General features: G+C 64.9%; 13 protein-coding genes and 3 pseudogenes. 7 read left to right on the top strand and 9 right to left on the bottom strand.

Translation table 11 applies throughout. The features are described from left to right. Positions 1-11 precede the first annotated feature (11 nt). Positions 12-4,331 carry a PE family protein gene (locus tag AADZ78_RS28705; protein ID WP_264033415.1) on the bottom strand — a complete coding sequence of 1,440 codons (4,320 nt, stop codon included), beginning with the start codon at positions 4,329-4,331 and terminating at the stop codon, positions 12-14. Between the two features lie 552 nt (positions 4,332-4,883). Between AADZ78_RS28705 and AADZ78_RS28700 the strand changes: the two genes are divergently transcribed. From AADZ78_RS28700 to AADZ78_RS28680, 5 genes and pseudogenes are all read left to right on the top strand, one after another. Next, entirely contained in the window at positions 4,884-5,864 is a 981-nt protein-coding gene (locus AADZ78_RS28700; protein WP_249044860.1) for a DUF3419 family protein, read from the top strand. 60 nt (positions 5,865-5,924) lie between these two features. Further along, complete coding sequence (locus tag AADZ78_RS28695; RefSeq protein WP_085249053.1) at positions 5,925-6,617, top strand: TenA family transcriptional regulator; 693 nt, start codon at positions 5,925-5,927, stop codon at positions 6,615-6,617. Between the two features lie 6 nt (positions 6,618-6,623). Next, the gene (locus tag AADZ78_RS28690) at positions 6,624-7,601 is read left to right on the top strand and encodes a GNAT family N-acetyltransferase (RefSeq protein WP_239656858.1); all 978 of its coding nucleotides are present in this window, start codon (positions 6,624-6,626) and stop codon (positions 7,599-7,601) included. Positions 7,602-7,707: 106 nt separating this feature from the next. Then, a complete protein-coding gene (locus tag AADZ78_RS28685) occupies positions 7,708-10,545 on the top strand; it encodes an RND family transporter (RefSeq protein WP_085249055.1) in 2,838 nt (945 codons plus the stop codon). Between the two features lie 173 nt (positions 10,546-10,718). After that, positions 10,719-11,300: pseudogene (locus AADZ78_RS28680) on the top strand (IS1634 family transposase); the annotation flags it as partial. A gap of 118 nt (positions 11,301-11,418) precedes the next feature. Here the strand turns inward: AADZ78_RS28680 and AADZ78_RS28675 are convergent. Genes AADZ78_RS28675 through AADZ78_RS28665 form a run of 3 tightly spaced genes read right to left on the bottom strand, consistent with a single transcriptional unit; the run spans position 11,419 to position 14,356 of the window. After that, positions 11,419-12,417: a tyrosine-type recombinase/integrase gene (locus AADZ78_RS28675; protein ID WP_085251883.1), complete on the bottom strand. Its 999-nt coding sequence runs from the start codon at positions 12,415-12,417 to the stop codon at positions 11,419-11,421. Next, positions 12,414-13,367: a tyrosine-type recombinase/integrase gene (locus tag AADZ78_RS28670; protein WP_204080055.1), complete on the bottom strand. Its 954-nt coding sequence runs from the start codon at positions 13,365-13,367 to the stop codon at positions 12,414-12,416. The genes AADZ78_RS28675 and AADZ78_RS28670 overlap by 4 nt, the downstream gene beginning before the upstream one ends. After that, complete coding sequence (locus tag AADZ78_RS28665) at positions 13,364-14,356, bottom strand: tyrosine-type recombinase/integrase (protein WP_085251881.1); 993 nt, start codon at positions 14,354-14,356, stop codon at positions 13,364-13,366. The genes AADZ78_RS28670 and AADZ78_RS28665 overlap by 4 nt, the downstream gene beginning before the upstream one ends. Before the next feature lie 189 nt (positions 14,357-14,545). On the opposite strand from AADZ78_RS28665, the pseudogene AADZ78_RS28660 reads away from it, so the two are divergent. Continuing rightward, positions 14,546-15,478: pseudogene (locus tag AADZ78_RS28660) on the top strand (IS1634 family transposase); the annotation flags it as partial. A gap of 31 nt (positions 15,479-15,509) precedes the next feature. On the opposite strand, the gene AADZ78_RS28655 reads toward AADZ78_RS28660, so the two are convergent. The 4 genes and pseudogenes from AADZ78_RS28655 to AADZ78_RS28640 form a co-directional block, all read right to left on the bottom strand. Then, positions 15,510-16,691 carry an IS110 family transposase gene (locus tag AADZ78_RS28655; RefSeq protein WP_204903558.1) on the bottom strand — a complete coding sequence of 394 codons (1,182 nt, stop codon included), beginning with the start codon at positions 16,689-16,691 and terminating at the stop codon, positions 15,510-15,512. A 135-nt stretch (positions 16,692-16,826) separates the two neighbouring features. After that, positions 16,827-18,257: a group II intron reverse transcriptase/maturase gene (ltrA, locus tag AADZ78_RS28650; protein WP_085253361.1), complete on the bottom strand. Its 1,431-nt coding sequence runs from the start codon at positions 18,255-18,257 to the stop codon at positions 16,827-16,829. A 1,662-nt stretch (positions 18,258-19,919) separates the two neighbouring features. After that, positions 19,920-20,210, bottom strand: a pseudogene (locus tag AADZ78_RS28645) (transposase); the annotation flags it as partial. A gap of 95 nt (positions 20,211-20,305) precedes the next feature. Further along, positions 20,306-21,712 (bottom strand): WS/DGAT/MGAT family O-acyltransferase, encoded by a 1,407-nt coding sequence (locus AADZ78_RS28640; protein ID WP_085248992.1) that lies wholly within the window; start codon positions 21,710-21,712, stop codon positions 20,306-20,308. A gap of 145 nt (positions 21,713-21,857) precedes the next feature. Here AADZ78_RS28640 and AADZ78_RS28635 point away from each other — a divergent pair, with 145 nt between their 5' ends. Further along, a complete protein-coding gene (locus tag AADZ78_RS28635; RefSeq protein ID WP_085248991.1) occupies positions 21,858-22,298 on the top strand; it encodes a hypothetical protein in 441 nt (146 codons plus the stop codon). Between the two features lie 484 nt (positions 22,299-22,782). Here the strand turns inward: AADZ78_RS28635 and AADZ78_RS28630 are convergent, their stop codons facing one another. Next, positions 22,783-24,333, bottom strand: a complete 1,551-nt coding sequence (locus tag AADZ78_RS28630; RefSeq protein ID WP_085248990.1) for a PecA family PE domain-processing aspartic protease — start codon at positions 24,331-24,333, stop codon at positions 22,783-22,785. Positions 24,334-24,446 lie beyond the last annotated feature (113 nt).

Raw genomic sequence — 24,446 nt, 5'->3', positions numbered from 1 at the left:
CGGGTTGCGGGTCAGGACCCGTGTTGGCCGGCGCTGCCGGTTGATCCGTTGCTGCCCTGCTGGGGGTTGCCGCGGCCGCCGCCGGGAGCGCCGCCAGTGCCGCCGTTGCCTCCGGCGCCGCCGTTACCGCCGCCGTTGCCGTTGCCGCCGTTGCCTCCGGTGCCGCCATTGGCGCCGTTGCCGCCGTTGCCGCCGTTGCCGTTGTCGGCGGTGCCGCCGGTGCCGCCGTTGCCGCCGTTGCCGCCGCCGCCGCCGGTGCCGCCGGTGCCGCCGTTGGACGCATTGCCGCCGTTGCCGCCGGTGCCGGCAAGGCCACCGTTGCCGCCATTTAGGGCGTCGGCGCCGAAGGCGCCGCCCTGGCTTTCGCCGCTGGTTCCGCCGCTGCCGCCGTTACCGCCACCGCCCCCGTTGCCGCCGTTGGCGCCGTCGCCCTCTCCGCCCTGGCCGCCGTTGCCGCCGCTGCCGCCGGTGGCGCCTTGGCCGCTGCCGGTCACTCCGGTGCCACCAGTACCGCTACCACCGCCGTCGCCGCCGGTGCCGCCGTCGCCGCCCGCTCCGCCGTTGCTGCCGCCGTCGCCGCCGGTGCCGCCGGTGCCGCCATTGCCGGGGGTACCGGCAGAACCGCCGGTGGTGGTGTCGCCGGTGCCGCCATCACCGCTGGTGCCGCCGTTGCCGCCGTTGCCGGCTGTTCCGCCCGCGCCGCCAGTGCCGCCGCTCGTGGCGTCGCCGCCCGGGCCGCCGTTACCGCCCGCTCCGCCGTTGGCGCCGTTCCCGCCGGCCCAGCCGCCCAGGGCGCCGGCGACGCCGGCGGCACCGTTGCCGCCGGCGCCGCCTTTCCCCCCATTCCCGCCGGACCCGCCGTTGGCACCGTTGCCGGTGCCGCCGGCGCCGCCGGCGCCGCCGGTGCCGCCGCCGGCACCCGCGCCGCCTTGCTGTCCGGAGCCGCCCCCGTTGCCGCCGCTACCGGCGTTGCCGCCATTGCCGGCGGCACCGCCGGCACCGCCGCCGGTGCCGCCGGCGCCGCCGTTGCCGCCGCTGCCGCCATTGGCGCCGCTGCCGCCACTGCCACCAGTGCCGAGGAAGGTACCGGTGCCGCCGTTGCCGCCGCTGCCGCCGGTGCCGCCGGCACCACCTTTGCCGCCTGCGCCCGCCGCACCGCCGCTAAAGCTGTTGGCCCCGGTCCCGCCGTTACCGCCATTGCCTCCGTTCGCGGCGTTGCCGCCATTCCAGCCGGCTGTGGCTCCGCCGGCGCCGGTGCCACCGCCGCCGCCGTTGCCACCGTCGCCACCGGGGCCGCCGTCACCGCCAGCACCAGCCGTCCCAGCGTTGCCACCGCCGCCGCTGCCGGCGGTGCCGCCGGCGCCGGCAAGGCCGCCGTTGCCACCGTCACCACCGTTGCCGCCCGCGGAGCCGTTGCCGCCGTCGCCACCTGTGGAGCTGCTGCCGTCGGTCCCGGCGCCGCCGTTGGCGCCGGCACCGCCGTTGCCGCCATTGCCACCCTTGCCGCCGCTGCCGGCCGTTCCTCCGTTGGCGGGGCCACCGGCACCACCTTGGCCACCAGTGCCGCCGTCGTAACCGCTGCCTCCGCTACCGCCGGAACTGGCGGCGGCGCCGGCCCCGCCGGTACCGCCGTTTCCACCGGTACCGCCGTTGCCGGCGATGCCCGCGCTGCCGGCAGAGCCGGCGGCGCCCGTACCGCTACCCGCGGCGCCCGCGGCGCCCGCGCTACCGCCGGTACCGCCGTTACCGCCGTTGCCGCCGTTGCTGGCGTTGCCGGTGCCGCCGGCGCCGCCGGTGCCACCGCCACCGCCGTTGCCGCCGTTACCGCCGTTTCCGTTAGTTCCGCCGCTGCCAGCCGAGCCACCGCCGCCGCCGGTGCCTCCAGCGCCGCCGCCGTAGCCGGTGCCACCCGCCGCACCCGCGGTGCCGGCGGTGCCCGTGTCCCCGTCACCGCCGTTGCCGCCGGTGCCGCCGTTGCCGCCGGTACCTGCGTTGCCGGCGAGGCCGCCTGCCCCGCCGGTGCCTGCAGCCCCGCCGGCTCCTGCGTTGCCGCCGGTGCCGCCGGTGCCGCCGGCCCCGCCCGCGGTGCCACTCCCGTTGCCACCGTTGCCGCCGGTGCCGCCGAGGCCGCCGGTGCCGCCGAGGCCGCCGTCGCCATTGCTGCCGCCAGGGCCACTGTTGCCGCCGTTGCCGCCATTACCGCCGGCACCGCCGGCAGGGCCGTTGGAGCCGGCGGTGCCCGCGCTTCCGTCGCTGCCGGTGCCGCCGTTGCCGCCGTTGCCGCCGCTCCCGCCGGCGCCGCCGTCGCCTGTGGAGCCTGCGGCACCGCCCACGCCCCCAGTACCGGCGGCACCGCCCGCACCAGCGTTGCCGCCGTTGCCGCCGGCGCCGCCGGCGCCGCCGGCGGTATTGGTGCCGCCCTGTGCGCCGTTGGCGCCGGCGCCGCCGGCGCCGCCTTGGCCGCCGAGGCCGCCGTTGCCGTTGACTCCGGTGGCAGCGGCGTTGCCGCCCGTTCCGCCGGTACCGCCGGCCCCGCCGCTGCCGCCGGCACCGCCGCTGAAGCCGTTGGATTCGGAGGCACCGCCGTCCCCGCCTTGGCCCCCGGCGCCCCCGATGCCCGCGTTGCCTCCGACTCCGCCGAATCCGCTGGCCGCTCCGCCGGCCCCAGAGGTACCGCCGGTGCCGCCGTTGCCGCCGTTGCCACCGCCGACGCTTGCGGTTCCGGTGCCGCCACCACCACCGTTCCCGCCGGTGCCGCCGTTGCCGCCGCCGCCGCCGACACCTGGAAGACCGATCAGCGGACGGTGACCCGCAGCACCGCCGGTCCCGCCCGCACCGCCTGTCCCACCGGTACCGCCGGCCTGGCCGGCGCCTCCGTCACCGCCAGCGCCGCCGATCCCGCCGGCGCCGCCGTTGCCGCCAATACCGCCGGCTCCGATCAACCCGGCGTTGCCACCCGCACCGCCGTTGCCGCCGTTGCCGCCGGTGCCACCGTCCGCGCCGGCGGCACCGGTACCGCCGGCCAGTCCGGCGCCGCCGTTGCCGCCGGTGCCGCCGGCTCCAATGAGCAATCCTCCGTTCCCGCCAACCCCCCCGGCACCGCCGCCGACGGGGCCGGCACCGCCAATCCCTCCGGCACCGCCGTAGCCGATTAGTGGGGCATCGCCTCCGGCGCCGCCGTTTCCACCGCTGCTGCCATCACCGGCGCCGCCGGCCCCTCCGGCGCCGCCGGAACCGACCAGCCATCCGCCGCGGGCACCGGCACCGCCATCGCCACCGGAACCGCTGGAGTTGGCCCCACCTTTACCGCCGCCGCCGCCAGCGCCGGTCAGTCCGGCGACCCCACCTGCGCCGCCGTGACCACCAGCGACTCCACCGGTAACATCACCGCCGGCCCCGCCGGCCCCCCCGCGGCCGTAGAGTGCCCCGCCCGTACCGCCGTCACCGCCGGTTCCGCCGGTCCCGCCGGCACCGCCGGCCCCGCCAGTCCCGAAAAGCCCGGTGTCGCCGCCGGCCCCGCCGGCCCCGCCAGTCCCTCCGCTGTCGGTGGCGCCGGCCCCGCCGGCCCCGCCGGCCCCGCCGTCGCCGATTAGCCACCCGCCACGCCCACCCCCAGCTCCGTAACCGCCGTTTCCGTTAGAGCCGCTGCCACCGGCCCCACCACCTCCGCCATTGCCGAACAAACCCGTGTTGCCCCCGGCTCCGCCCATACCGCCGGTGCCCCCCACCGCAGTCGAACTCCCGCCAGCCCCACCGGTCCCACCACTGCCGAACAACGACCCACCGTGCCCCCCGGCCCCACCAGTCCCCCCGGCCCCGCCGGTGCCGCCAGCCCCGCCGTTACCGATCAACCCCGCCGAACCACCTGCACCCCCCGGCGCCCCGGGATCGCTGCTACTGCCGCCATTGCCTCCATTGCCGTACAAAATCCCGCCATCGCCACCGCGCTGACCCACCGCACCGCTGGCCCCATCCGCGCCATTACCGATCAACGCCCGCCCCAACAACGCCTCGGTCGGTGCGTTGATCACGTCCAACAGGCTTTGCTGCGCGGTGGCCTCAGCCGCTGCATACTCACTAGCACCGCCAACCAGCGCCCGGGTGAACTCGCCATGGAACACCGCCGCCCGCGCCGCCAACACCTGATAATCCCGCGCGTGCTCAGAAAACAACGCCGCGATCGCCGCCGACACCTCATCGGCGGCCGCACTGCCCACCGCCGTCGTCGCACCCGCGGCCGCCGCACTGGCCCGACTGATCGTCGAACCAAGAGCCGACAAATCCGCCGCCGCTGCCGCCAACGCCTCCGGAGACGCGATCACAAACGCCATGACAACCCTCCAAGAAGACCGACCACACCCCGGGCCAGCACCGGCCCGGGTTGCAGGGCCCACGCCCACCGACAACGACCAGCCAACCCTACGACTCGCACCCACCCCACCCAGCGCAAATGCGCATACCCAGGGATCCGCACACTCCCCACACCACACCAGGGCCAACGAATGTCAAACACCACAACACCAACCGCTAACAACAGTCAACGACCACAACCAACACCCCCCACAAACCCCAACACAGCAGCCACAATCCAACACCACCCGTTACCTAGTCCTGACTGCCTCACACTCTTCTGAATGTCGCAGGTAGAGAAAGAGGTTCAGGCCAGCCCTGGGGCGTCCGCATCCGTTGGGATTGGGCGCGGGTGGCGAAGCGAGAGGGATTGTGTAATTCATGATTTCTGAGGTGACGGTGCCATGGCGAGAATGGTTGATGGGGGCGCATCGCTTGCCGGTGGAATATGCCCAGGTCCGTGAGGACGCGCTGCTGGACGTGTGGCTTGCGTCGCGGCAGCGCCGGACGCGGGGGGGGCGTTACGGATTGCAATGACGGCCTCCGGTGGGTGTACCGCCGCCGCATTGGCGGCCTGTGATGGTGTGGGTGAGCTGCATGTGGCCGACGTCAATTCCGCTCAATTGGAGTTGACTCGGCTCAAGCTATACCTGCTGGCGACGGTCAGTAGTCAAGAGCGGATGCGATTGCTAGGGCATACGCAGATGCCGGCGGCGGAGCGTCGGATCGCATTGGAGTCGGCGTTTGCGGCCTTGGATCTCGAGCCGGATGTTTTGGGTCCCTTGCATGAGGTTGCCGAATATGGCCCGGATTTCTGCGGTCGTTACGAGTGGCAGTTCGCTGCGTTGCGTCACAATGTGGCACAGTGGCGCGACGAATTGGAAGGCGTGCTTGCACTGCGGAACCCAGACGAGCAGTCACGGCTCGTTGCTCCCGACACAGCACTCGGCGCTGCGTTGGACCGCGCGTTCGATGTGGTGTTCGATCACGATATCGTGTTGCCGCTGTTCGGTGTGGGGGCGGCGACCGCCAACCCTGTCGAGCCGTGGGGCCGGCACTTCGCCCGCCGGACCCGGCATGTTCTGGCAACCCAACCTGCGGCCGATAATCCTTATTTATGGCAGCTGCTGGCCGGGTGCTACCCGGACGTCAGGGCGCCGTGGCTTGCGCAGGAAGCACCAGTACGGCGGTTGCCTGAGGTTACTTTCGTGCGGGGCACGATGGATGAGGCGCTCACAGCCGTTCCGCCCGGCGGGTTTGACATGGTTCACCTGTCGAATGTCCTCGATTGGCTAACTCCGGAGCAGGCTCGGGTGACGTTGGAGTGTGCCTGGACGGCATTGCGACCGGATGGCATCGTAGTGGTCCGCCAGATGGGCTCGAAGTTAGATGTGCGCGATTGCGGCCCTGGGTTCCGGTGGGATCCGGTGGCCGAAGAGTTGCATAGCCGAGACCGCAGTTTCTTTTACCGGGCTCTGCACGTGGGTGTGAAGCCCGGAAGTGCCCGCTCTTAGCTTAGCTAACTAGATTGTCCGCGGAATGAACCAGCACACGATTGGGAGGAACTAATCACGATGGCACATCTCGTCAAGGCTCCGCGCGTAACGGCCAGGGCCAAGCAGATCATGACCAGTGTGGGACTCCTCGATAACCCGTATCTGACCGCATTGGCCGACGGCAGCATGTCCCTGGAGCACTTCCGCGCCACCCAGGAGCAGTTCGGCATCGCCGTAACCTTCTTCTCCCGCCCGATGGCCGCCCTTATCGCCCGAATGGAGCTACCAGGCGACCGGCTCGGCATCTTGGCTAACATCCTTGAAGAGCACGGCGATCTCCAGCCGCACGCCTTCCACCACAACACGTTCCGGAAGTTCCTGGCCAGCATCGGCAGCTACGATGCCCAACGTCTGGATACTTTGACCCCATGCCCTGCGATTCACGCGCACAATAGCGTCCTCATCTCGGTGTGCGCCCTGCAAGACGTCGAAATAGCAATCAGCTGTGTGGGCTTCCACGAGCATGCTTTCGCCGGGATCTCGGCTGCGATCGGCTCTGCTGTGGTAAAGCGCGGCTGGGTCGCCGAAGACGATTTGGTGCACTACGCACTTCACGCGGAGATCGACGAGCAGCACGCCGAGGAGTTCTTCCTGCTCGTCGAGCCCGACTACGACGACCCCCGCATCCGCTCTGCTGTCGACCGGGGACTGCGGCTGGGCGCATACAATATGAGCCGCCTTTACACTGACTTGTACACTCTCGACGGCTGAGTAGCCGTGAAGATCCACATGCTTCAAGGCCCACCGCTGTCCGACTTGGCCCGTGCCCTGGACATCTTCGAGGAACAATTCAGCTACCCGTTGGGTCCGGACAGCACTTTTCGAATCTCGCACGGTGACGACTACACACGCTTCTTCCGTGCAATGGGCGAGGCCGTCGTGTTCGTGGCAGAAAACGACGGCCAGGTGCTCGGCACCGTTGCAGCGGCCTTGCGGTCGCTGATGACCCCGGACGGTCACGAGAAGAACGCCGTCTATCTCGGAGACGTGAAGATCTCGCCGGCTGCGCGGCGCGGGTTGACTCCGCTGAGGCTCATGCGTGCCCTGCTTGCGGAGGCAGCACATCGCAGCCGAATCGAGGGCATTTTCTCTGTGTTAATGGACGGCACCGAACTTCCGCAGACACCCGAGGCCTACTCCAGGCGGGCCGCTAGGCTGGGTTTACCAGTCTTGCGCGCGGTCGGCCACATCACCATACTGCGCGTTCCCACCTCCCAGCTCACCGATGCCACCACACAAGACGGAGACCCCGCCCGCTCGGTATCTTTGGCGGCTGTTGCGGAGTTGTACCGGCGACTGACGCAAGGCCACTATGCCGTCCCTGCGGGCCAACCGATGATGCGCTCCGAGCTACCCCCGGCCGCGCTCATGCTGTCGGATGACTCGGCGTGCGGGCTGCTGGAAGACACCCGCCGCGCCAAACTTCTCTACACCGCCGCCGGCGAGTTGCGGGGTGCGCATCTGTCCAACTTCGCCTATCGCGACCCGGAACGCGGCGCGGCGCTCGTAAAGGCTGCGCTGTCGTTGGCGGCAAAGCACGGCAACCCGGAACTGACCTTCGCCATTCCCGTGCCTGACACCGCCGCCCTCGTTGCTCATCTGTGCATACCGGGAACGGGAGTATACCAGGCGACAGTCAACGGTGCAGACTTGGCTGCCGCAGAGCGGTGGAGCATCAACACCGCGGAGATCTGAGGGCTGCCAACCTGGCTGCTGGTGCATCGCTGGCCTCCGGGCTACTACGCCATCACCACCAGTGGCAACAGGTCGTCCCTACTTCCTAGAAAGGGCGGAAATGCGCATGGTTTTTAACTGCACGAACGACCCCGACACCCGCGCGCACGCCGAAGAGCCGTTGATTGCGAGGACGATTCGCGCGTTTGCCGTGCCCATCATCCTGGGCTGGCTGGCTATTTGCGGCATCCTGAGCGTCTTCGTGCCGTCGCTGGAAACGGTTCAGCAAGAGCGTTCGGTGGCACTGATCCCCGAAAAGGCGCCCACGTATAAGGCCATCATGCGCATAAACCAGGTGTTTCATGAAGGCACCTCCGACAGTTTAGCGACGATCGTTTTAGAGGGCGACCAGCCGCTCGGCGACGCGGCTCATAAGTATTACGACATTCTGGTGCGCAAGTTTAGAGCCGATAAGCAACATGTACAGAACGTGCAAGACTTCTGGGGCGATCCCCTCACGGCGACGGGCGCGCAAAGCAACGACGGTAAGGCCGTGTCCGCCCTATTGCGTCTGGTGGGCAAACAAGGTGAGACGCTGGCCAATGAATCCGTCGAAGCCGTCCGCAAGATCGTCGCGGAGACGCCTGTTCCGCCGGGGATCAAGACTTACGTCACGGGGGCATCGCCGCTCATAGCGGATATGCAGCGCGGTGGTGAAAAGTCCATGATTACGATCACCGCGGCAACTGTCACGGTGATCTTTCTTATGCTGCTTTTCGTCTACCGTTCGATCATCACCGTGATTGCTTTACTGTTCACGGTCGGCGTTGAATTAGTTGCGGCGCGGGGAGTTGTTGCGTTTCTCGGGCATGGCGCTGGTGTGGGACTCTCCACTTTTGCCGTCACTATGATTACTTCGCTGACAATTGCCGCCGGCACGGACTACGGGATTTTCCTTCTCGGGCGGTACCAAGAGGCGCGCCAGGCCGGCGCAGACAAGGAGGCTGCCTATTACACCATGTACCGCGGAGTCGCTCATGTTATATTGGGAACGGGCTTAACTATCGCTGCCGCAGCCCTCTGCTTCAAATTTGCCCAGTTGCCCGCTTTTAGCGTCCTGGCGATCCCGTGTGCCGTCGGGACATTGGTCACCGTGGCAACCACGCTGACGCTGGGGCCGGCGGTCCTGACCGTCGGCAGCCATTTTGGACTGTTCGACTCCAAGCGGCCGCTCGAGGTTCGGGGTTGGCGACGTATTGGCACTGTGGTAGTTCGATGGCCCGCGCCCGTTCTGGCAGCTACGCTGGCGATAACTCTCGTTGGCCTGCTGGCTCTGCTCGGATTTCGAATCAGCTATAACGATCGGGCATATGCCCCAACCTCCATCCCGGCAAATGAAGGGTTCGCTGCCGCGGATCGCCATTTCCCCCAAGCGCGGATGAAGCCCGATATATTGATGATCGAGGCGGATCATGATATGCGAAATCCGACAGACTTTCTGATTTTGGACAAACTAGCAAAGGGAATATTTCACGTTCCAGGTATCTCGCGGGTTCAGGCGGCAACTAGACCTTATGGAACGACGATGGACCACACGACAATACCATTCCAGATGAGCATTCAAAACGTCGGTCAGGTGCAGGTAATGAAATATCTGGGCGATCGGATGAACGACATGCTCAAACAGGCCGATGAGATCGCTACGACGAGCGCTCTCATGCAGCGGATGTATCGGCTTACGTCGCAGCTTGCCGACACTACCCATCGCACGGTTAACGACACCATCGAGATGCAGCAGATTACTCATGACCTGCGCGACCATATTGCGGATTTCGATGATTTCTGGCGGCCCCTCCGCAGTTATTTCTATTGGGAAAAGCATTGCTTCGACGTTCCGATCTGCTGGTCGTTCCGATCGGCATTCGATGCGCTGGATGGCGTGGACCGGATCGACGAACAACTAAACGCCTTCGTGGGCGACATCAAGCAACTGGACCCGTTAATGCCACAGATGATGGCCACATTCCCGCCGATGGTCGAAACCATGGAAAGCGTGCGGACGATGTTGCTAGCCATGCATGCAACCATGTCGGGCATCTTCGGCCAGATGAACGAGATGGGCGAAAACGCCAGCGCTATGGGCAGGGCGTTCGATGCGGCTAAGAACGACGATTCTTTTTACCTGCCTCCCGACGTTTTCAAAAACGAGGCTTTTCAGCGCTCCATGAGCTTGTTCCTGTCGCCCGACGGACACGCAGCTCGCTATATTATTCTGCATCGGGGAGATCCCCAAACAGTCGAGGGTATCCGCAGTATCAACGCAATACAGACAGCGGCAGAGGAGTCTCTCAAAGGAACACCTTTGGAGGACGCCAAGATCTACGTGGCCGGCGTAGCAGCCAGCTACAAAGACATGGCTGAGGGTGTCAAGTGGGATCTCGTGATAGTGGGGGTTTCTGCGTTCTGCCTCATATTCATTGTCATGCTGATTCTCACCCGCGCACTCGTCGCCGCCGCGGTGATCATCGGCACGGTGGCATTGTCCCTAGGGGCTTCTTTTGGGCTGGCGGTGCTGCTCTGGCAGTATATTCTCGGTATTGATTTGAATTACATGGTAGTTAACATGTCGCTTGCCGCCCTCGTCGCGGTGGGGTCTGACTACAACTTGGTGTTGGTTTCGCGTTTCAAACAAGAAATGGGCGCCGGGCTGAAGACGGGGATCATCCGCGCGATGGGCGGTACGGGAAAGGTTGTGACGAACGCAGGTTTGGTATTCGCCATTACTATGGCGTCGATGATCGTCAGCGATCTGCGGATTATCGGTCAGATAGGCACCACGATCGGTCTGGGTCTGCTGTTTGATACGATGCTGGTTCGCTCGTTTATGACACCGGCAATAGCGGCACTGCTGGGGCGATGGTTTTGGTGGCCGCTGGTAATGCGCAGGCCGACGCCCTTACGTTAGGTCTGAGGCTGCCGCGGTTGGTTTGGTTCTGGGGGGTTGTGGTTGTGGCCTTGATTTTGACCTGACTTTTATCACCGACGGCGGTCAGGCAATTCCGTAGGACTGTGACCTGTGTGTTCGGCTCTGCGCTGGTGCGGATGTGTGCACTAGCCGGTGGCTCGTAGGGTGCCTGGGTGGCCTATGTGCGCACGGTGAAGACGTCCTCAGGGGCGACGGCTGTGCAGGTCGTGTGGTCCTCGCGGCGCGGGTCGCGCAAGATCGAGCATCTGGGCTCGGCACATGACGAGGCGGGGGTCGCTGCGCTCAAGGCCGCGGCGGCGCAGCGCTTGGCCGCCGGGCAGGCTCAACTCGACCTCGGCCTGGCCGAACGCTCAGCCTCGGAGCCGTTGCCGATCACGTCCTCGAAGTCGGCGCTGCTGTGGCAGGCACTGTGCGCTGCCTACGACGCGGTCGGGTTCGCCCAGGCCGCCGATGAGGATGAGGTGTTTCGCCAGTTGGTGTTGGCGCGGATCATCGAACCGACCAGCAAGGCCGACTCACTGCGCGTCATCGAGGAAACCGGAGTGGTCGCAGTGTCGTATCCCACGCTGAACCGCCGTCTACCGATATTCGCCAAACCCGTGTTCCGGCAGGCACTTTCGACTGCGTGCGCAGCGCAGGCCCGGCTGGGGCCAGCCAGCCTGGTGCTCTACGATGTGAGCACCCTGCACTTCGAGACTGATGCCGGTGACGGGTTCCGGGAGCCCGGATTCTCCAATTATCCCGAGGCTGCGATTATGCCGAGTCCCGGGCAGCTGCGGTGGTGTTCGCGCTGTTCGGTAAGGGTTCCAGGGGCGGCTCGCGCGGCATAATCGGGCTCTCTGATGTTGGTCGTCATAGGTGTTCGAGAAAGTTGAGGAGATCGTCGGCTGGTCGGTAGCGGCCGGGGGTGGTGTTCGGCCCGGTGACGCGGTTGAGCGCACGTTCTTTGATGGTCATGTCGGCGTGCAGATAGATGTGGGTTGTGAGTGGGCTTTCGTGGCCCAGCCACAGGGCGATCACCGAAGTGTCGATGCCGGCGTGTAGCAGCGCCATCGCCGCGGTGTGGCGCAGCGTGTGTGGAGTGACGCGTTTGGCCGCGATCGATGGGCAGGTAATCGCCGCTGCGGCAGCGTGTTTGGCGACGAGACGTTGAACGGCGTCTGCCGACATCGGTGTCTTACGTTGCGTTGGAAAGGCTGGACTGCTGGCGGCAGTGCCGGCCTCTGGCAGCCAGGCCCGTAGGACGGCTGCGGTGGGCTTGGTCAGCGGTGTGCTGCGTTCCTTTCGGCCCTTTCCGGTGGTATGAACGGCTGGTCCTGGTGTCATGGTGGCGATGTCGCTGATGGTCAGCGTGGTGATCTCCGAGACGCGAAGACCGGTCGTGACGGCGGTGAGCAGCAGGGCGTGGTCGCGGCGTCCGTACCAGGTGGTGCGGTCTGGCGTGGCCAGTAGGGCCTCGGTCTCGGTGCTGGTCAGATACGACACAGTCGCGTGGTCATGGCGGCGTTGCGGGATCGCCAAGATCTGGCTGGCCGTGTCAGCGCGGTCTGGGATCAGTGGCAGCGCATAGCGGTAGAACGAGTGGATCGCGGCCAGCCGTGCGTTGCGGGTCGCGGTGCTGTTGTGGCGTTCGGTTTCAAGGTAATTCAAGAAGGCGCCGATCATCGTGGCGTCGAAGTCATCGAATGTCAGCTGCGCCGGGGATCTCTTTGTCTGGCCGGCGGCGAAGATCAGCAGAAGCTTGAAGGTGTCCCGGTAGGCCGCGACCGTTTGCGAACTGGCCTGCAGGTGACTTCGCAACCGATCGGTGAAGAACCCTTGCAGCAGCGAGCTCAGCGTCGGCGCGGTCATGGCGCCGGCTCCGTGACAGGGGCTTCGGCGTCGTTGTCGAGGCGGTCGGCGGCAAGGGCGAGCAGTTCGGGCACTGCGTGCAGATACCAGTAGGTCGAGGCGGGATCGACATGGCCGAGCCAGGTTGACAGCAGTGGCAGCCGCGCTTGAACGTCCTGACCCTCGCGGTACCAGTCGATCATTGTGGTCACGGCGAAGGTATGGCGCAGATCGTGCAGACGGACTGGCCGGTGACCCGGCGCGGTGGTCAACCCGGCGGCGGTGACGATCTCTCGGAAGGTGCCGTTGAGCCGGTCCGGGCATAGCGGTCCACGCCGGGCGTTGAGGAAAACCGTTGAGCTGGCGTGCGTGCTGGCCCCAACCCATGCTTGGCGGGCTTGCAGGTAATCAGCGATCACGGTGACGGTGCTCGGATGGATAAACACCAGCCGGGACTTGCCGAACTTCGTCTCCAGAATCTGGATCATTCCGCTAGCCAGGTTGATGTCGCTGACGGCCAGCCGGCACGCTTCGCCGGGGCGTAGCCCGGTGGCGGTCAGCAGACCGATCAATATTCGCCACGTCAACGCCTTGAACGCAGGCTCCAGAATGCTTGTCGCGGCCAGCAGTGCGCAGATGTCGTTCTGGTTGAGCACATTTGGCTGTTTTGGCCGGTAGCGCCGAGGGCGGAGTTCTTCGGCCGGGATCTGCGTGGCGGGGTCCAACGCATGCTGGTATCGGGCGAAGATCCGCACCGCATCCAACCGGCGAGCTACTAGCGCTTCACTAACCGGAACCTTCATCTGGGTTGTGGCCCATTGGATCACGAGGTCGTGGTTGACCCGGGTGGCTCCCCGTTGCTCGCAGAACGCGACGAAGCTCAGCAGCAGCTTGCTCAGGCCTTCGAGTTTGAATCCCAGCGCCCTGCGGGTGGCGAGGTAATCAGTGACGTTCTCACGCAGCGTGTTCATGACCGTGCCCCCGGCCACGGGCGCGCCAGTGCCCGGCCAGCGTCGGGGTCTGTCTTCGCTGTGATTGTCGGCCAGGGCCGGGCCAAGGGCCGCAGTGCGACGTCATCAACTTTGGCGTAAATCGCGGTCGAGCGCGCACTGCGGTGGCGCAGCACCTGACTCACCTCCGGCAGTGAGGCCCCAGAGCGCAGCATCTCCGTTGCCAGCGTGTGACGGAAACGGTGCGCGTTGATCCGCTCTAGCCCCGCGTCTTGGCACGCCGCAGCCACCAGATGCGCGATCGCTCCGGGCGATATCGGACGCCCCGCCGGCTTGACGGTGGTGAACACCGACCGCGTCGTGCATGCCGGCCTGCCATCGACTAGCCACGCCGCGATCGCCTCACCAGGTTCAGCCGGCAGAGGTAAACGCTCGACGTGGTTACCTTTGCCGACGATGGTGAGTTCTCCTGCCCGCCAGTCGATATCGTCGAGACCAAGAGCTGCGATCTCGCCTCTGCGGAGCCCGAGTCGGGCCAACAGCAGCAAGATCGCATAATCGCGCCGATCGGTGGCAGTCCAGCAGTGCCGCGCTGCGACATCCAACAGATGCTCAAGATCTGCCGCCGGCACCGCCTTGGGAAGCGACGCCAAATGCCAGGCCGCCGGAACCGGAACCGCCCCCGACAGATCCGCCGATATGCGGCCTGTGGCGTGGGCGAATCGCAGAAACGAGCGGACCGACCGCGCCATCGACTTGGCCGAATTCGTATTCCGTTCCCTGCAAAATTCGACCATGAACGCAGTGACCATGCCGGCATCCAAAAGACCCACCGAGGCCTCGGCGGACTGTGGCAATGCCTTGAGAAACTGCGCAACCTCCTTCCTGTAATTGACAACCGTTGTCGGCGCCAATCCACGCTGATGATCCAGCCAGCGCCCGTACTCGATGAGCAAATCAACTACCGGCGCGGCACGATCACCGGCATCGAAGCTGCGTGTGGGGTCCATGACTCCTCCTCCTGATGGGCAACGCAATGCACCATCAGGAAGACACACCACAACTTTTCGCGGGCCGATTATGCCGCGCGAGCCGCCCCTGGAACCCTTACCGAACAGCGCGAACACCACCGCAGCTGCCCGGGACTCGGCATAATCGCAGCCTCGGGATAATTGGAATTATGCCGACATCGGCATAACTCCAAGGAAAGACGGTTGGACCCGCAGATCACCCTGGGGTTGTTGACCGATGCGGCAGGGTTCCCGCTGACGGTTGCGGCCTTTGAAGGCAACAAGGCAGAGACCGCGACCATGGTGCCGGTGATCAACGCGTTCAAGGCCGCTCACCAGCTCACCGACGTCACGGTCGTCGCCGATGCCGGGATGATCTCCGAGGCCAACCAGATCGCCCTGCACACGGCCGAGCTGTCCTACATTCTCGGTGCGAGGATTCCGTTCCTGCCCGATGTGGTCCGCGAGTGGCGCGACAAGCATCCTGATGAGGCGATCCCCGACGGCCTGGTCCTCACCCAGCCGTGGCCGTCGACGAGCAGCGAGAAGGCCCGCGGCATCCCAGATCGGGTGATCCACTACCAGTACCGTCACGACCGGGCCCGGCGCACGCTCCGCGGGATCGACGAGCAGGTCGCCAAGGCCCAACGTGCCGTCGAGGGCCATGCCCCGGTCAAACGCAACCGCTACATCCAACTCACTGGGGCGACCAAGACCGTCAACCGCACCCTGGAGGCCAAGACACGCGCGTTGGCCGGCTGGAAGGGCTACACCACCAACCTGGTGGGCCACCCCGCGGCATTCGTCATCGATGCCTATCACCAGTTGTGGCGCATCGAGAAAGCCTTCCGGATGTCCAAGCACGACCTGCAAGCCCGCCCGATCTATCACCGCACCCGCGACTCCATCGAAGCCCACCTCAGCGTCGTCTTCGCCGCGATGGCGGTATCGCACTGGATCGAGCACCAAACCGGTTGGTCCATCAAGAAATTCGTTCGCGCTACCCGCCGCTACCGCACCGTCACCATCCAAGCCGGCAACCACACCCTGACCGCCGCCGAACCCCCACCACCCGAGCTCGCCGAAGTCCTCGCCAAGATCCACGACCTACGTGCGCACTAGCCTGATAAAAGACATCCCTGGAAGTTGATTGTCAAGCAGCGGCGGTGTGTCGATGGGCCCATGCCGTGTTTCGGTCGTATCGGGTTCGGGCGTTGAGGCAGCCGTGGAGGACACCGACGAGCCGGTTGGCGACCTGGCGGAGAGCGGCGTTGTGCTTGGTGCCGCGGGCGCGGAGCTGATCGTAATAGCTGCGGACTTCGGGGTCGTGCAGAATCGCGCAGGAGGCCTGTCCCTGCAGGGCGTCGACGAGCCGATCGTTGTGAATGTAGCGGGCCGCGACGATCCGCGTCTTCCCGGATTGTCGGGTGATCGGACTGGTCCCCGCATAGTTCTTGCGATCCTTGGAGCTGCGGTAACGGCCTGGGGCGTCCCCGAATTCTGCGAGCACCCGGGCACCGAGGATCGGGCCGAGGCCGGGTTGGCTGAGGATGATTTCAGCGTCCGGGTGCTGGCCAAAATGGGCCTTCACCTCCGTCTCGAGGTGCGTGATTTCCTCGAAGAGCACCGTCAATACCGCCACCGATGAACGCACGGACGCGGCATACGCCCGGGTCACCACCGGGGGTTGCCCGAGGTGTTCCCTACGCAGGATCTGCTGAATCTGCGCGGCTTTAGCGTCCTTGTTCCGGTACCCCTTGAGCATCGGAAGGATCTGCCGCGCAGTGAGTTTCGCCGCCAACTCCGGGGTAGGAGCCTTACCCAGCAGCACCAGCAAGGGGCGGCTGGTCAACGACAGGTCGACCGTGTCGCAGACCGCCAGGATCGCGGGGAAGTACTCTCGCAGCGCGGCCCGCAGCCGCAGCATGTGCCGGGTCCGCTCCCAGATCATCGTCTGATGCGCGCGGACCACGACCTTGACCGCCTCGGCGATCTCGGAGTCACCGCCGGCCTCACGCAGCTGATGGCGGCGCGTGCGGACCATGTCTGCGAGCCCATGCGCATCGCCCTTGTCGCTCTTGGCGCCCGAGTTCGACAGGATCTCCCGATGCCGATGCGCCTGCTTCGGGTCCACGCTGAACACCCGGTAGCCCGCGGCGATCAATGCGTTCACCCACGGTCCGCGGTCAGTCTCGATGCATACCAACACATCTGCAGCCTGTTCATCCTCGGAGAGGAACCGGCCGACGAGCTCACCGAACTCGGTGATACCAGCCATCCCCTCTGGCAGTCGGGCCCGCTTCAGCACCCGGCCCTGCTCGTCCTGGATCTCCAGATCGTGGTGGGGTCGACATGAAGCGCGGTTTCGGGATTACTCCCGGCCCGTTTCTTCATGCCGCCCTCCCGAACCGGACGTGCGAGTTGGCCCCGCATCCGGCTCTCCACAAGCCCCGTCGAGCAGTTGATCTGATCAGCTTGCCAACGGCCACGGTGAAGGGATCGTTGAGCCCCTGGGACGGTAACGCGTGGTGACTACCGAATCGGGATTAAACAACACGACCTCTCCGTCACGTGGCCACCAGCCACCGTCGCAGTAGCGGCGGCGCAGGTTCTTCCACCCCGAATTCGGGTGCTTGCGCCGGAGCCAGCCAAACACCTGACGCCACACGATCATGCGCAGGTACTGAAAGGCCCGGGCCGACACCCCGGCGCGGAAGTAGGCGGTCCAGCCCCGCAACACCGAATTGAGCCGGTGCAGGAGGACCGCCAGTGGCAGGCTGACATTCATCCGGCAGATCGTCTTGCACTTGGCCTTGATCGACCGCAGGGCCTTCTTGGCCGGATAGTTGTAGACGAAATACCGGTTGGTGCCCCGTTTCTGGTGACGCTGGATGCGCCAACCGAGAAAGTCGAAGCCCTCGTCGATGTGGGTGATCAACGTCTTGTCCACCGACAACCGCAGGCCGACAGTGGACAAGACAGCCGCTACTTCGGGAAGCAGCGCCTCAGTCTGCGACCGTGTCCCGGCCACCAGAATCACGAAGTCGTCCGCGTACCGGTAAAGCCGATAGTTGGGCAGACCTTTCTGGCGGCGAGTCCACCGCTGCTTGGTGGTCGATCGTGGTCCGCCGGGTGACTCGGCGAAATGCTCGTCGAGGACCGACAGCGCCACATTGGCCAGCAGCGGCGAAAGGATCCCACCTTGTGGGGTGCCGGTGACGCTCTCATGAACGGTGCCAATCTCGGTGAGAATGCCCGCCTTCAGGAACGCCTTCACCAGCGCGAGCACACGCTTATCTCCGACTCGTGACCGCACCCGATCCATTAAGGCCGAATGCGAAATTTCGTCGAAACAGGCCGCGATATCGCCCTCCAACACCCACTCGTAGCTCTTGGATGCCAGAAAACGTGTTTCAGCCACGGCGTCGTGCGCACGCCGGTTGGGCCTGAAACCGTATGAGCACGGCTGAAAATCCGCCTCAAAGATCGGCTCCAGCACCAGCTTCAAGGACGCCTGCACCACCCGGTCGGCCACGGTCGGAATACCCAACCGACGCCGCTTACGCGACCCCGGTTTGGGGATCATCCGTTCCCTGACCGGCCGCGGGCGAAAACTGCGGGACCGCAACTGATCCCGCAGCTCGACGAGGAGTCTCTCCACGCCGATGCATTCCCGAACGGAGTCGGCGGTCTTGCCGTCGACTCCGGCCGAGCGCGCGCCCTTGTTGCCCTCCACCCGCTCCCATGCCATCAACAGAAAGCTGGGATCGGCGACGAGGTTAAACAAATCATCGAAGCGACGATCAGGATCGTCGTTCGCCCAACGGTGCAGCTTGGTCTGGATCTCCAGTACCCGCTGCCGAGCGTGCAATAAGCCCAGCAGTGGTTCACTCGTATTCACCAGCGTTCTCCCGGTATTCCAGCACTTCGGCTACTGACTTGCTGGCTCCCTTCGCCATGTGACCGGCTTTCCCGGCCTCGGACTACTACGAAGCCTCCGCCCCGGCCGGTGCCATCAGCCGACGATGGACCTGCCCTTCCCCCGCGCTGGCTGCACGGGCAGTGAAGGGCGACACCGGACGGTTCCCACGTTCATCTCAAAGTCGATCGACGAGCGAGGCGTCCAGCTCTACCCCTGCGGCATCGCCACGGTTACACCGCAGGTCTTCACCGTGGCCTCCTGGCCGGTTGTCACATCGCGACCAGGAGTTCCCCGACTCCACACAACGGAGTCGGGTACGCACCGCGACCAGCCCATATCCGCCAGATTTGAGCTGGTGGGCCGTTAAGGGGCGTCAGACACTGATTTCTCGCGTACACCTTCTCGTCTTGCTGACCGGACCCGCACCGTCTGGCAGTGCCGACGCGTCCCGGCGTTGTCAGGGCTGCTCCCACCCTCACCAGCATCTCCTGGATCAGGCTGCCCCCAGCTTCACCCAGCCGCTGCGACGACAGGGCGACGAAGGTCTCTCACCTCCATTCGACTTCAGACGCCTCGTGGCGCACGTGATCTTCTGCCCAGTCATCTCCGATGAACAACATCCCCAGCACCTCCTAGCCTCGACAATCGGTGTCTGTCGTACCCGGCACCCGAGCCGAGGAGGAGTACCCGCGGACTAATGGACCAGTGCTCACACCCCCCAAACGAGCAGGGCCGGCACGACATCCCAACAGCGATCGACCTCCTGGCACACCACCGGGGGCACGGTCTTTTAAAAGGGCTCCGAACACACCCAGTCAGGAGGAGTGCTCACCCGGCAGCGGCTACCAGCGACCAAGTCTGCCGCACGCTTTGCGCCTAGCTGGCCTTGGTACTTCCCATTAGTCAGGCCTTACGTTAGGTCTGAGGCTGCCGCGGTTGGTTTGGTTCTGGGGGGTTGTGGTTGTGGCCTTGATTTTGAATTTGACGCACAATCAGATAGTTATTCGCCTGAAACACCACTAGGTAGTCGTTCTAGCCTTTCTGACTCTATCGCATTTCGCCTGGCCTGGACGAGCAACATGCGGCTGTAGGCGAAATTGCTTGCGATGCCAACGATCAAGCTCGGTGCGATTGTCAGCGCGATGTCCGATGTACCTGCCACCAGGTGGCCAAAGACCAGCCAGGACGTCGTCAGTGTAGAGTTCCCCAGCGCGGCTAACCAAAAGCCGTGTACCGGATTTGGCGGCCAGCGAAATAGCCGTTCGAGCGTCAGTGCTAGCACCAGAGTCGCGGACAGGCTTAGCGCCGCTTGCGTCAAGCCAGCGTGTAAAGCAACCTCGAGGCCGGAACGAAAGTGGGCAAACGCAGCCCAACAGCCGTAGGCGAGGCCCGCTCCCACGGCGATCAATACGGGCCGTGCATGGGGTCCAAACCGCCGACAATCTGCAACGGTACGAATTGGTGTCAAGGCATGCATTCGTAGCACGATACCTTGACGCTTCGTGCAATTCGATATCAATAGGTGGACGATGATTAGGGGGACAAGTTTATCCCTCGATCGGGGGACGAGTTACATCCCCCGATCGGGGGACGTAACTGGCTCTTCATGATTGACGGTGTAGTCAGAGCCTGAAGCACGAACTCCAAGCGCGTTCGGGCGATGCAGTTGGGGAGGTTGCGAAATCCCAGGGCGGAGCCGCGTAGGTGCTCGAGGTGTCCGTTGATCGCATCGGTGAGTCCGTTGGAACTGCCGGCGCGGTCGAATTCGGCCAGGATGCCGGCGGCCCGTTTCTTCAACGTCCGCCCGAGTGTGATTACGTCCCGCAGGGCTTTCGGGACGCCCTGGCTCTAGGTGTCGATCATCGCCGCCAGCATCGTATGGCCTTTTGCCCGGTCAGGTTCGCGGTAGGCGGCGACAGTGCGCTGATAGATCGTGCCGTGGTCACCGTGATCCTTGTGCCGAGTCACCCGCCTGCACCTCGGCTGAAGTTAAAGCACAGTCAAGACGGCGCCCACTGCCGCTCTGTTCAGGCGGGTGCCATCGCGGTCTCGACGACCGTGAGCTCTTCGGAAATCCCTGCGGCCCTGCGTATCTCAATGAAGTCCGCGATCATGGCCGCGGTCACTTCATGGGGATCACCGAGGGTGGCGCTATCCGCCAACACCGAGATGTTGAGCTGGTCGACATAGCTCCAGACGGTGATGTTCAGCCCACTCCCCGCGGTCAACGGCCCCACCGAATATATTTCGGTAACGGGCGTACCGCCGAACCAGCCGCGTTCGCGGGGCCCCGGAACGTTCGAGATGTTGAGGTTGAGGAATTTGTTTTGCTCGTCGCTGCTGGATGCCCGCCGGAAGTAAGCTTCCGCGGCCGCGGGCGGCATGTAGGCCGCCCAGCGGCTGACCAGTTCCGGCCCCATGAGCTGGTGGACCTCTTTGGCCGAGGTGGCGTTCTCGTGGCAGCCTCGTACTCTTTCCAAGGGGTCGTCCACATCGACCGGCAGCGCTACCAGTATTCCGCCGAAGCGGTTGCCGGAAATTCGGTCCGGCGAGAAGTCGAAGCTCACCGGGATCGAAGCCAATAGCGGCTCGGCCTTACCGTCATAGCGTAGCGACAACCGACGAAGTGCCCCGGTGGACATGGCCAGCACCATGTCGTTGATCGTCGCCCCGAGCCGCTTGCCTGTACCCTTCACATCCGCCAACGCCAAGGTGGCGGTAGCGAACCTGCGCTCGGGGGTGAGCACATGGTTCATGAAAGTAGGCGGCGGCGTGAACGGCTTCGTCAGCTCCGGTGAGAGCTTCCGCGAACTGCGCCGCACCCGAGCCATACCTTGCGTGGTGTAGCGGATCGTTCGCGGGAGCCGCGCGAGTTGGCGCGCGTGGTCCACCAGCGCCGAACCCATCAGCTGCCCTGTTGTAGGGGCGGGGTCAGGCACATAGGGTCCCTCCGGTCCGGGCTGCGGGTCCAAGCTGCGGGCCAGCAGGTTCGCCGAAGCAACCCCGTCGGCGAGCGCGTGATGGATCTTGCCGATCGTCGCGATCCGGTTGTTCGCCAGGCCCTCGACGAAGTACATCTCCCACAGCGGGCGGTTTCGGTCTAGCGGCGTGCTGGCAATTTGTCCGACCGCCTCGTCGAACTCGCGACGACCACCCGGAGCGGGTATCGTCCACGGCCGGATGTGGTAGTTGAGGTCAACCTCGCAGTTCTCCCGCCACATCGGGTGGTGGAACTTGAGCGGTACCTCAATGAGCTGATAGCACAACGGCTCAAGCTTCTTCAGCCGCGTGCGCATGACTTCGCGAAACGCCTCGATATCGAAGTGTCGATGGTCCTCATCGAGCTGGTGGATGGCGATTTTCATGGTGTGCATATGCACGTTCGGCGTCTCACTGTAGAGCAGTATCGCGTCCCAGCCGCTGAGCCGCTTCATTCGTTTGCCTCGCCCATGGAGCAACCCTACAGTCGCCCGGCGCTCAGATAACCCCCGCCGCGCGCTCAAACTATGTGAGGCACGTCGCGCATGTCTCCGAGGTGTCGATCACTGGGTGCATCGGCTGCTGTATTAGGCTGTCGCAATGCACTTAGCCGCATTGTTCGTGGCGGGTTCGGCCACCCTCGACGGGGCCGCGATTAACGCCACCCAGATTCCCACGACCAGCTATGACGTTGACCAGATCCCAATGTGGTTAACGGTTCCGGTTGTTCTAGTGTTGCACGCGCCGTCTGGTGGTGATTACGATCCACAGATCTATGTGGTCTGTAAGGATCCTGCCGGTGAACGGCGCGGGGCGATCCGATCGATTTGGGACTGGCCCGACCAAAGCAACAGTCCGTCGAAGTACCGGTGCTTTACCTATGACCTGTCGTTCGCGATTGAATCCGAAGGCGAGTACACCGTCGGTGTCTATCGCGACGCGGAGGCCACCGATGAGGTGGGCACACCCATACCGCTGGCAATCAGGTTGGGTGGCCCGCGTGCGGCGGCGGCCGGTAACAACGGATTCGGCACGGCTTAAGAGTTAGGCCCGGGAGCCGAATCACCAATCGCGGCAGAATCGTTACGCTGGGACTGTTCGTGGTGTGTGCCGCTAGTCATGCGGTACAGCTCGGGGTGCTGACTTTTCGGCTGGCCCCGCGACGTCCAGGAATGGGTTCCTGGACTGTTCGCGGGGCTCAACAGCTCGCATTGCGGTAGCTGTTAAGGCGTTTGAGTTCGCTAAGTCGGTCGTCATGCTGGGATGCGTTGACGGGCTTGGTAGATGGCGGGGTCGTAGGGTTGTCCTGAGTTGCCAGCAGGCCCCGATGACGCGGATCTATGCGCGCGCTACGATGCGCGGATGGCGTGGGGGTTTCGTTTTCCCCGCGCTCGGGCGTCGGCGTAGAGCCGGGCGGCTGTGCATGACGTGGCGCCGCGGTTGCCGATCGGCTACGGGCTGTGAGCCTGCGATCGTTACGCCGTTGGGTCCGGGTGCTCGCGGAACGACCGACGACCCGGGCAAGTCAGATCAGCCGGTCAAAGATTGTCGTTCCTACAGCGTCGTTGTTCGCGATATAGATCGGTGCGACTGAGAAGGGATAATTCCCGGTGTTGAACACGTAGTACGCGTCTTGGCCCGGCACGGCGTTTGGCGGTGCCGACGCCACAACGAGTGGGCTATTGGACGCGGTGACCGTCTGCGTGTAGAGGTGGACACCGTTGATCGTGTAGACCGAGATGGTTGTTCCCTCGGGAAGATGATTACCGATATTGAGGCCCGGCACCAACGATTGCGGGATAGTTCCCCCCACACCACCGGAGTCGACGAATACGCCTACGGTCTGCGGTAATTCGTTGTTGATCTGTACCTGCACTACTGTTCTTGGAGCTCCATCCATCTCCACAATCGGCGGCAGCGAATTGGGACCGAACTCCACCAAACCGCGCGGCATGTTGATCAACACACCCTGATTCATGTTGCCCGGCAACGTCCCACTGATGGGGGTGCCGAATGGAAAGTCGTTGTTGGGGCCCACGCCCAGATAGGCGGGTAACAACGAAAGGTCGTTGATAGGGTTCGCTGGGGTACCCAGATATGCCGAGGTGGCAACGCCAACGGTGGTCGGTCCGGTAACGATTCCATTCCCGAGGTTCACGGTCGTCACGTACGTGTTGTAGTTGACGAAAAGGGTGCCGCCGTAACTGACGCTACCGTTCCCGGTGGACGCACCGAGATTCGCCAAATTGACGTATTGCGGTGGAACCACAAGACCCGAGGCGCCGGAGTCGACGATGACGGGCGAACTGGGTCCGCCGCCGACCGAGATGTTGAGTATCGGGTTGCCGAATCGATCCACATAGATAAGCGTTTGGTTCGGCGAAAGGAGTGTGCTTATCCCCGCGGTCCCGGGTTGCCCCAACAACAGGCCCGCACCACCGCCCACGCCGCCAACGCCCCCAGGCCCGCTCGCTCCGCCCGTGCCGCCATCGCCGAACAGGAGGCCCCCGCGCCCGCCGGACCCCCCAGGCATCCCGCCGTAAACGCTTTTGCCGCCGGTGCCGCCATCGCCGATCAGACCCGCGGGCCCGCCGGCACCCCCAGCCACCCCAAAGCGAGTGCTGGTGCCACCGGTACCGCCGTCGCCGTACAACCACCCGCCGGCCCCGCCGGCCGTCCCCGCACCTTGAGCGTTGGTGTATCCGTTAGCGCCGTCGCCGATCAGCGGGCGCCCGGTCAGCTCTACGAAGGGCTCATTGATCGGGCCTGCCGCGCTCAACACGAACTGTCGGATGTTGGTGGTTTCCGCGGCCGTATACGCATTCACGCTGGCCATTACATTGCGCGTGAATTGCTGATAAGACGCTGCCATCTGTGCGGCAACGGTCTGAAATTGCTGACCGTACTCGGTGAATAGCGCCGCCAGCGCCGCGGAGACCTCATCGGTGGCCGCAGCCATCACCCCGGTCGTCGGAACGGCAACCGCGGCGGTAGCGGCGCCGACTGTTGAGCCGATACTGGTCAGTTCCGTTGCCGCCGTCGCCACCATCTCCGGCGCTACGTTCACGAACGACATTTCGTACCTCCCGCTCGGCCAGCGATCGCGCGGTCGCGATCGTTTAGTGGGATACGCAGCCACAATAATGAAATTATTCTGATATCGCCGCCCAGCGTAAGGTCAAATTCACC

It is taken from the genome of Mycobacterium riyadhense, assembly GCF_963853645.1.
In the GTDB taxonomy this organism is placed as follows: domain Bacteria; phylum Actinomycetota; class Actinomycetes; order Mycobacteriales; family Mycobacteriaceae; genus Mycobacterium; species Mycobacterium riyadhense.
This window is presented reverse-complemented; position numbering and strand designations above follow the sequence as displayed.